We start from the raw sequence: 8,769 nt of genomic DNA on the forward strand, positions 1-8,769 counted from the left end.
AATTTTTTAGCGAATTTTTTCGTAATGGCCGGAATTTCTGCTGGATCATATTTGTAGAATCCTTCACCAGTTTTAATTCCCAGTTTACCTTCGGCGACTTTTTGCTTCAGAAGGTCGTTGGCACCTTGTCGATTATCCATTTCTTTTAACAGATTGTCGCCAACAATGCACCAGATATCCAGTCCACCGAAATCAGCTACCTCCAATTGACCCGTTGTAGCATAACGGAAAGCAGGACCGAATTTCAACGCTTTATCAATATCGGCAGGTTCAGCAACGCCTTGCTCAATTAAAGAAAACACTTCTCTGGCAACACCCTGCTGAATGCGGTTAGCAACAAGTCCAGGAACATCTTTCAGCACTTTGACAGTCTGCTTTTTAATACTTTTATATAATTGCTCAACTTCTTTGTAGATTTCCTCCGGCATATTACCGAAACAGGAAAGTTCAACAATCGGCATTAAATGAGCGGGGTTGTACCAGTGGTTAACAATCATGCGCTGCTTGCGTTCTTCTGGGAGCAGCGCCATCATGCCATCCAGCTTAAGGCTGGAGGTGTTGCTGGCGAAAATAGTATGTTTAGGACAATACTCGTCCAACTGCTTAAACAGGTTTTGCTTAAGCTCCATTTTTTCCGGAGCAGCTTCAATCACATAATCCCTATCTTCAACCGCTTGTTTAAGGTCATTATGAACCTTAATCCGGCCAAGAGTAGCCTCAATATCCTCTGGTTTAATAAAATCCTCTTCAGCCAGAAGTGCCAACGCATCAGCAATGTTCTTCATTGCTTTGGTTAATTGCTCTTCATAGGCATCATACATATTTACATCATAACCATATAAGGCAAAGGATAAGGCAATGCCATGGCCCATAGTGCCTGCGCCGATAACACCAATTTTATTTATCATGTTGCTTATCTCCTATTTTATTTTTTTAAGCCAAGAATTTCTCTTGCTTCATCTGGGGTTGCAACAGTTCTGTTAGCTTCTTTAATCAGTCTGGCTGCACGAGCAACAAATTGAGCATTGGACTCAGCCAATTGGTTCTTAGCATAATATACGTTATCTTCCATACCTACACGAACATGACCGCCCATTGCAATAGCTGCCATCATGATAGGCAGATGTCCTTGGCCAATTCCCAGCGCGGACCAGGTAGATCCTTGTGGCAACAGATTTTTAAGGTATACCAGGTTTTCAATCGTTGCAGCAGTACCGCCGGCAGCACCCAATACAAACTGATAATGAGCAGGCTGAGCGATAATACCTTTTTTCATATAATAGATGGAATTATAAATCATACCGGCGTCGAAAATTTCAATTTCTGGTTTTACGCCATTTTCCATCATGGTTTTGCCAAGTTTTTCGAGGAAATGAGGAGGGTTAAGGAACACGCTGTTGTGCATCCAGTTCATAGAACCGCAGTCATAAGAGGCCAATTCAGGCTTTAACTCAATGAGATGAGCCATTCTAGTTTCTTCGGTAGCATTCAGGTCGCCAGAGGTTGTAAGGTTAAGTACAATATCACATTTGCTTCTGATTAACTTAACAGTTTCGCGGAATTTATCGATGGACATGGTACCTTTGCCTTCATCATCACGCATGTGAAGATGTGCAACAGCAGCGCCGGCTTTCCAGCATTCATATACATCATTTGCAATTTCTTCAGGAGTTAAGGGGATGTTGGGATTGTGTTCCTTAGTAGGCCATGCGCCTGTGGTAGCAACGGTAATAATTGTTTTTTCCATCATGTAAATCACCTCATAAAAAATTAGACTAATTCTACAATTGTTGCTATACCCTGACCGCCGCCGATACACAGTGTAGCAAGCCCGCGCTTGGCTTGACGCTGTTGCATAGCGTGGATAAGAGTTACTAGGATGCGGGCACCGCTAGCACCAATCGGATGACCAAGAGCTACGGCACCGCCGTTAACATTGATTTTTTCTTTTGGAAGTCCCAATTCTTTGCCGACAGCCAAGAACTGAGCAGCAAAAGCTTCATTTGCTTCGAATAAATCGATATCGTCTACCGTCAATCCAGCTTTGGCAAGAGCTTTTTTAGTGGCCGATACAGGGCCCATTCCCATGATAGATGGATCAACCCCGCCGGAAGCATAGCCAATAATTCTTGCTAAAGGCTTAATTCCAAGCGCTTTGGCTTTTTCTCCAGACATAACGACAAGAGCTGCAGCGCCATCGTTAATGCCAGAAGCATTACCGGCAGTAACGGTGCCGTCTTTTTTGAACGCTGTACGCAATTTTGCCAGTGTTTCCAGCGAAGTACCGTGTTTAGGATATTCATCAGTATCAAAAATGATGTCACCTTTTTTGCCTTTAATGGTTATAGGAATAATTTCTTGTTTAAAAGCACCATTATCAATGGCATTTATCGCCTTGGTTTGCGATTCATAAGCTAACTGGTCCTGCATTTCACGGGTAATACCATATTTTTCGGCAACATTTTCAGCAGTGATGCCCATATGATAATCATTGAAGGCACACCACAGACCGTCTTGAATCATGACGTCAACTAATTTGCTGTTGCCCATGCGATATCCCCAACGCGCTTTGCTTTCTAAAACGTAAGGAGCGTTGGTCATGCTTTCCATCCCGCCCGCGACAACAACATCAGCATCGTTAGCCAAAATAGCCTGAGCAGCTAAGTTAACAGCCTTTAAGCCGGAACCGCAAACTTTATTAATAGTATAAGCAGGCACTTCGATAGGAAGACCAGCTTTTATCGCCGCTTGGCGGGCAGGGTTTTGTCCCAAGCCAGCCTGGAGTACGTTCCCCATGATGACTTCGTCAACATCACATGGTGACAAGTTAGCTTTCTCCAGCGTGGCGTGAATAATAGTACTGCCAAGTTCGACAGCAGATAAAGGTGCAAGTGTGCCGTTAAAGCTACCAATAGCTGTTCGGTATGCTGCGGCAATAACAACTTCTTTCAAAACTTCATCCTCCTTGTGGGTGTTGTAAGGCTCACTCTTATACAATTGCAATTTTTATGCCAAAGTCACAAAAACAGAGAAGGAAGTTTTTCATTATTTACATTTTTATATTGATTCGGTATCATTAGTTTTGGATACGTACAATCTAAAAAAGGCGTGAGAGTATTGAAAAATATAATGGTAAGTAGCGAAAGCATATTGCAGAACACAATAAAAAAAATTGAGAAAGGCATTTTAGATAGTTCCTCTCGCCAAGAAATTGTCGCCAGTCTGCGGCAGGTTCTGGTTGATATGCGCGACTTTTTTGAGATTGGCGATCATTTATATGATGGCATTTATCTTACTGACGGCGAGGGAAAGACGCTGTATGTTAATAAAGCCTATACAAGAATTACTGGCATTGAACCCCATGAAGTACTTGGAAAATATGTTGATGAACTTATGGAAGAAGGAATATACCTGAATGCGGTAAGCCCAGAAGTAATTAAAAGTAAAAAACAAGTAAATGCCATGGCTGAAAGCCTACGAAACGGAACCAAAATGCTAGTCACCGGCAGCCCGGTTTTTGATGCCAATGGCAATGTAAAGAAAGTCGTTGTCATTGATAGAGAAATCACGGATTTACTCCAGATGAAAAGTGAGTTGGAAGCCTCGCAGCGAAAGATGAAAGCGGTAGAAAAAGATAAAGTAAAAAGCGCTTTGGAAGCCGAACATCTCAGAAAATCGCAGTTAAACAATAATATAATTGGAACCAGTATTCAGACACAGCAAATTATGAAGCAAATCCAGCAAGTAGCGAAATTGGATGTAACCGTATTAATTACAGGTGAAACCGGAGCCGGCAAAGAAGTCGTATCGAATGAAATCTATCTAAATAGTACAAGAAAGGACAAGCCGTATATCAAAGTTAACTGTGCAGCCATTCCTGCCAATTTGCTAGAAGCAGAACTTTTCGGTTATGCCAAAGGTGCGTTTACCGGGGCTACCAGTTCAGGTAAAATCGGATTATTTGAATTAGCGGATAAAGGTACGATTTTGCTTGATGAAATTGGGGATATGCCGCTAGAACTGCAGTCAAAGCTGCTCAGAGTCATCCAGCATAAAGAAATCACTCGTATTGGCGGCACTAAGCCGATTAAATTAGATGTAAGAATACTGTCGGCGACAAACTGTGATTTAAAGGATATGGTAAAACAAGGACGCTTCCGTGAGGACTTATACTATCGATTAAATGTCTTCCCTATCCATATTCCGCCATTACGGGAGCGCGTTGAAGATATTGAGCCCTTAGCTCGCTATTTCCTAGATACCTATAAAGCGAAATATTCAAAGAACATCACCATAGACCCTATTGGCTTTGAAATGCTGCAGCAATACCCTTGGCCGGGAAATATTCGTGAATTACAAAATATTATTGAAAGGCTTGTTATTATCTCTGAACCAAACGGTAAAGTAAGTAATGAGCAATTAGGGGCTCTGCTTAATTTAACCCCATCCCATTCAGACAAGGTTTCTTTACAAGAGAAAAGTCTTAAAGAACTTGTAAGTGATGTAGAAAAAAAGGCTATCCAAGAAGCACTGGCGCTATACGGAAGTACCCGAAAAGCTGCCAAAGCACTGAAGGTTGACCAATCAACCATTGTAAAGAAAGCTAAAAAACTGGGAATTGTTTTAAGAGATGAAAAAACGCATCAGGCCTGATGCGTTTTTTCATCTCTTAAAACCTGAGAACTGAGTACGTTTAACAGATAATTCGACAAATTTTGCGTTGAAAATTATCATCAGACTTGTCTCAGGATACAGAGTTTTTTAATAAATTTTTAATTATTGAGCAAATATTGCCTTGGCACGTTTCTTGCAATTTATATAGTAGTGGGTGTTAAAGGCTTAATAACTAAAACTGAGGGGGAAATAATGCCAAAAGTAATTACTTTAGATCATGCTGCAGCCAAAATTAAAGATTCGATGGTTCTAATGATCGGCGGATTTTTAGCTATCGGAACACCAAACCGTCTAGTTGACGCAATAGTCGACAGGAAATACAAAAACCTTACGATTATCGCCAATGATACTGGTTTTCCTGATCGCGGTATTGGTAAACTAATTGTTAATCGCCAAGTCAAAAAAGTAATTGTTTCTCATGTTGGAACCAATCCCGAAACCGGACGGCAAATGAATGCTAATGAATTAGAGGTTGAGTTATCACCACAGGGTACATTAATCGAACGAATCCGTTCTGGCGGAGCAGGGCTGGGCGGAGTACTGACTCCTACCGGTCTAGGAACTATTGTTGCCGAAGGCAAGTCAACTATTGAGGTAAATGGCCGCACCTATTTATTGGAAACTCCACTTAGAGCCGATATTGCCTTAATAAAGGCCTACAAAGCTGATACTGATGGCAACCTGATATTCAGAAGATCCACCCGAAATTTTAATCCGCAAATGGCAACTGCCGCTGATTATGTCATTGCAGAAGTAGAACATATTGTACCTACAGGCGAATTGGATCCAGACGAAATTATGTTGCCCGGAATCTTTGTAGACAGTATTATTCAGGCTTAAAGGTGGAGAAAAGTAATGGAAAGCAGAGTTCTCATTGCAAAAAGAGTTGCTCAGGAACTAAAAAACGGAGATGTAGTTAACCTAGGCATAGGCATACCTACATTAGTTGCAGAATATTTACCAAGTGATAAAAAAGTCATCCTACATTCCGAAAATGGATTCATTGGTCTTGGGCCAGCAGGCGAAAATCCTGATCCCGATTTGACAAACGCCGGTGGTCAGCCGGCTGGTGTACTACCAGGCGGCGCTATGTTTGATAGTGCCATGTCTTTTACTATCGTCCGCGGCGGACACCTGGACGCCACAATTCTAGGTGCATTGGAAGTGGACCAGGAAGGTAACTTGGCCAACTGGATGGTGCCAGGAAAAATTGTACCAGGCATGGGTGGTGCAATGGATCTTGTCGTAGGCGCCAAACGGGTTATTGTGGCCATGGAGCATGTTGGCAAAGGTGGGGTACCCAAAATCAGAAAAAAATGCCAACTACCTTTGACAGCTTCTAAAGAAGTAGATTTAATTATTACAGATTTATGTGTCTTTGAGGTAACAGAAAATGGGTTACTGTTGACAGAAATAGCACCTAATGTGACTGAATCGATGATCCGCAAAAGTACCGAAGCAGATTACATTATTTCTCCAAACCTCAAGGTAATGTCGTAATCGCACTAAAAATTCGTCTAGTTCTAGTTACCGCAATAAAATTTGTCCACTAATCACACTAAAATTTAAAGAAATGGATGTGCAAATATGATTAATCGCGTGCTCATGTTCTTTGTGAACTTGATGCAAAGGTATTTACCGGATCCGTTTACCATCGTATGGGTTATTACTTTATTTGTTGGTGCTATGGCCATGATTGTAACCCATAAAACTCCGCTTGAAGTTGCTGAGTACTGGGGCAAAGGTTTCTTTGATATTTTAGCCTTTGCAATGCAAATGTCATTAGTTTTGATAACTGGTTATGCTTTAGCCTCTGCTAATATAGTACGTAACTTTTTGAAGAAAATTGTCCTTATTCCCAAGACACCGACACAAACCATACTATTCATTGGTTTTGCCTCCATGTTTCTTTATTATCTAAACTGGGGATTAGGCTTGATCGCAGGTGGTTTTCTTGCGCGAGAAGCCGCAAAACAGCATAGAGACACCGACTTCCGTGTTCTTGTTACTGCAGCGTTTTCTGGCATTATTATTACCCACGGCGGACTATCAGCTTCTGTACCGCTAGTCATTAACACCAAAGGCCATTTCCTCGAAAGCCAAATGGGATTGGTTCCTCTGACTCAGACTATTTTCCATCCTCAGGCTATGCTAATTACTTTTACCTTAGCCATTTTAATCCCCTTTGTTTGCGTTCTCATGCTCCCTAAAAAGAAAGAAGACGTTGTATTAGCCGATGTTTCCAGGCTGGAAGACGAAAAAGTTGAAATTGCAGCCGCCACTACAACGGAATCCTTCTTAGCCGACAAAATGGATAACAGCCGTTTCTTAAACTATACGCTGGGTTTAGCTGGTTTGGTTTACCTTGGCATGTATTTTATGAAAAATGGCTTTAATCTTAATGTTAACATATTGATCTTTATGTTTATCGTAATGGGAATATTAGCCCACGGTACTTTAGTTAATTACGCAAAGGCAATTTCCAAAGGTACTGCTACTGCCAGCGGCATTATTTTGCAATTCCCTTTCTATGCTGGTATAATGGGAATCATGCACGGCAGCGGATTAGTGCATGTTATTTCAGATTGGTTACTAAATATTTCGACTTACGAAACTTTTGAATTAGCTTGTTACTTCTCATCTCTTATTATTAGTATATTTGTTCCTTCTGCTGGTGGACACTGGGTTGTTCAAGCGCCATTTATGTTACCTGCAGCCGCAGAGCTGGGCGTAGAACCATGGAAAGTAGCTATGGGCGTAGCTTGGGGCGAGAGCATTTGGAATATCGTATGTCCGTTCTGGGCATTACCATTACTCGCTATTGCTAACATGAGCCTGCGCGATTTAATGGGCTTTTCGGTACTTTTATTTATCATTGGCAATATCGTTGCCATTGCAGGAATTCTTTTAATACCACACTAATGCACTTTATTTGAAAAAAAAGAGAAAATCCTCTACAGGAGGATTTTCTCTTTTTAGCCATGTATAATATGCGAAAAGGAATGAGCGCTATGACAGACACTGAGATTCTGAAATGTTACCTGCATGTAGCCCCTATACTGACCGAGTTATTACCAAACGATTATTGTGTCGCGGTAACTGACCGAGAAAAATATCTCCTGACAAAACCCAGTAAAAAAATTAACCTAAACATTGCACCAGGTACACCGCTAAAAGAGGGTACTTCCGTATTTATAGCAGTAGCCGAAAACCGCAGAGTGGTTGTTCGCGCCGACAAGACAGCTTTTGGTATTCCATATATTGCTTATGCTTATCCTATTCATAACCGTGCCGGCGAAGTAATAGGGTGTTTATCGGTAGCTGAACCAATTGACAGGCAAGAACGCATAAAAAATATGGCTAGCAAGTTGGCCAATAGTATCAGTGTTTTGGCAAGTACTTCTGAGGAAATATCTGCTCAAGCACAAGAGATCGCCGCCATAAGCAATACATCGGCTCAAAAAGTAACTGAATCTATGAATCAAGCCCAGGAAATAGAACAAGTCTTAGACTTAATTAAGAACATATCGACACAAACCAACCTCTTGGGATTAAACGCCTCCATAGAGGCTGCCAGAGTAGGCGAACATGGCCGAACTTTTTCTGTCGTTGCAACCGAAATTAGGAACTTAGCAACTACCTGTGAGCAGTCAGTAAAGAAAGTTGCTTCCGTAGTCAATATGATAAAAACAGGCAACGAAGAAAACTACCGTCAAGTTACCAATATTGAAAACCTGATCGGACAGATCGCCACAGCCATCACCGAAGTAGCTAAAGAAGTCGAAGAAGCTAATATCATGGCCGAAGAGTTAGACCGAATATCAGATGATTTATTCCATACCTAATATCATAGACATTTTGGCAACTACCACTTTCCCAAGACTGCAAAAGCAGCTTTCCTCTGTTTATAAACAATAATGACAACGAAATGTAATAATGTTAACATAAAACCCTCACTCGTACTAAACGAATGAGGGTATTATTGTAATAATTTCTAAGTATTAATAAATTCATTTTACAATTTGTGATTCCAAGACAAAGTCCAGTTAAAAGGCAAATCCCAATAATCATAACCACCATGGGTTATAACATTAT

At 41.1% G+C, this 8,769-nt stretch carries 8 protein-coding genes; 5 read left to right on the forward strand and 3 right to left on the reverse strand.

What is annotated here, in order from left to right; genetic code table 11:
- From AC29Z1_RS09575 to AC29Z1_RS09585, 3 genes are all read right to left on the reverse strand, one after another.
- Positions 1–908: 3-hydroxyacyl-CoA dehydrogenase family protein (locus AC29Z1_RS09575; RefSeq protein ID WP_488271236.1), on the reverse strand; the 908-nt coding region annotated here is incomplete at its 3' end.
- A gap of 17 nt (positions 909–925) precedes the next feature.
- On the reverse strand, positions 926–1,750 hold the full coding sequence (locus AC29Z1_RS09580; protein WP_488271237.1) for a beta-keto acid cleavage family enzyme: 825 nt from the start codon (positions 1,748–1,750) through the stop codon (positions 926–928).
- Positions 1,751–1,770: 20 nt separating this feature from the next.
- Positions 1,771–2,952, reverse strand: coding sequence for an acetyl-CoA C-acetyltransferase (locus AC29Z1_RS09585; protein WP_488271238.1), 1,182 nt, complete (start codon positions 2,950–2,952; stop codon positions 1,771–1,773).
- Between the two features lie 177 nt (positions 2,953–3,129).
- Here AC29Z1_RS09585 and AC29Z1_RS09590 point away from each other — a divergent pair, with 177 nt between their 5' ends.
- The 5 genes from AC29Z1_RS09590 to AC29Z1_RS09610 all read left to right on the forward strand — a co-directional run bounded on the left by AC29Z1_RS09590 (position 3,130) and on the right by AC29Z1_RS09610 (position 8,519).
- Positions 3,130–4,653, forward strand: a complete 1,524-nt coding sequence (locus tag AC29Z1_RS09590) for a sigma-54 interaction domain-containing protein (RefSeq protein ID WP_488271239.1) — start codon at positions 3,130–3,132, stop codon at positions 4,651–4,653.
- Positions 4,654–4,866: 213 nt separating this feature from the next.
- Positions 4,867–5,514, forward strand: a complete 648-nt coding sequence (atoD, locus tag AC29Z1_RS09595; protein WP_488271240.1) for an acetate CoA-transferase subunit alpha — start codon at positions 4,867–4,869, stop codon at positions 5,512–5,514.
- Positions 5,515–5,529: 15 nt separating this feature from the next.
- Entirely contained in the window at positions 5,530–6,174 is a 645-nt protein-coding gene (locus tag AC29Z1_RS09600) for a 3-oxoacid CoA-transferase subunit B (protein WP_488271241.1), read from the forward strand.
- A gap of 87 nt (positions 6,175–6,261) precedes the next feature.
- Positions 6,262–7,596, forward strand: a complete 1,335-nt coding sequence (locus AC29Z1_RS09605; RefSeq protein ID WP_488271242.1) for a short-chain fatty acid transporter — start codon at positions 6,262–6,264, stop codon at positions 7,594–7,596.
- A 68-nt stretch (positions 7,597–7,664) separates the two neighbouring features.
- A complete protein-coding gene (locus AC29Z1_RS09610; protein WP_488271243.1) occupies positions 7,665–8,519 on the forward strand; it encodes a methyl-accepting chemotaxis protein in 855 nt (284 codons plus the stop codon).
- The last annotated feature ends 250 nt before the right edge of the window (positions 8,520–8,769 follow it).

The sequence above is a fragment of the Sporomusa sp. genome (assembly GCF_057736855.1).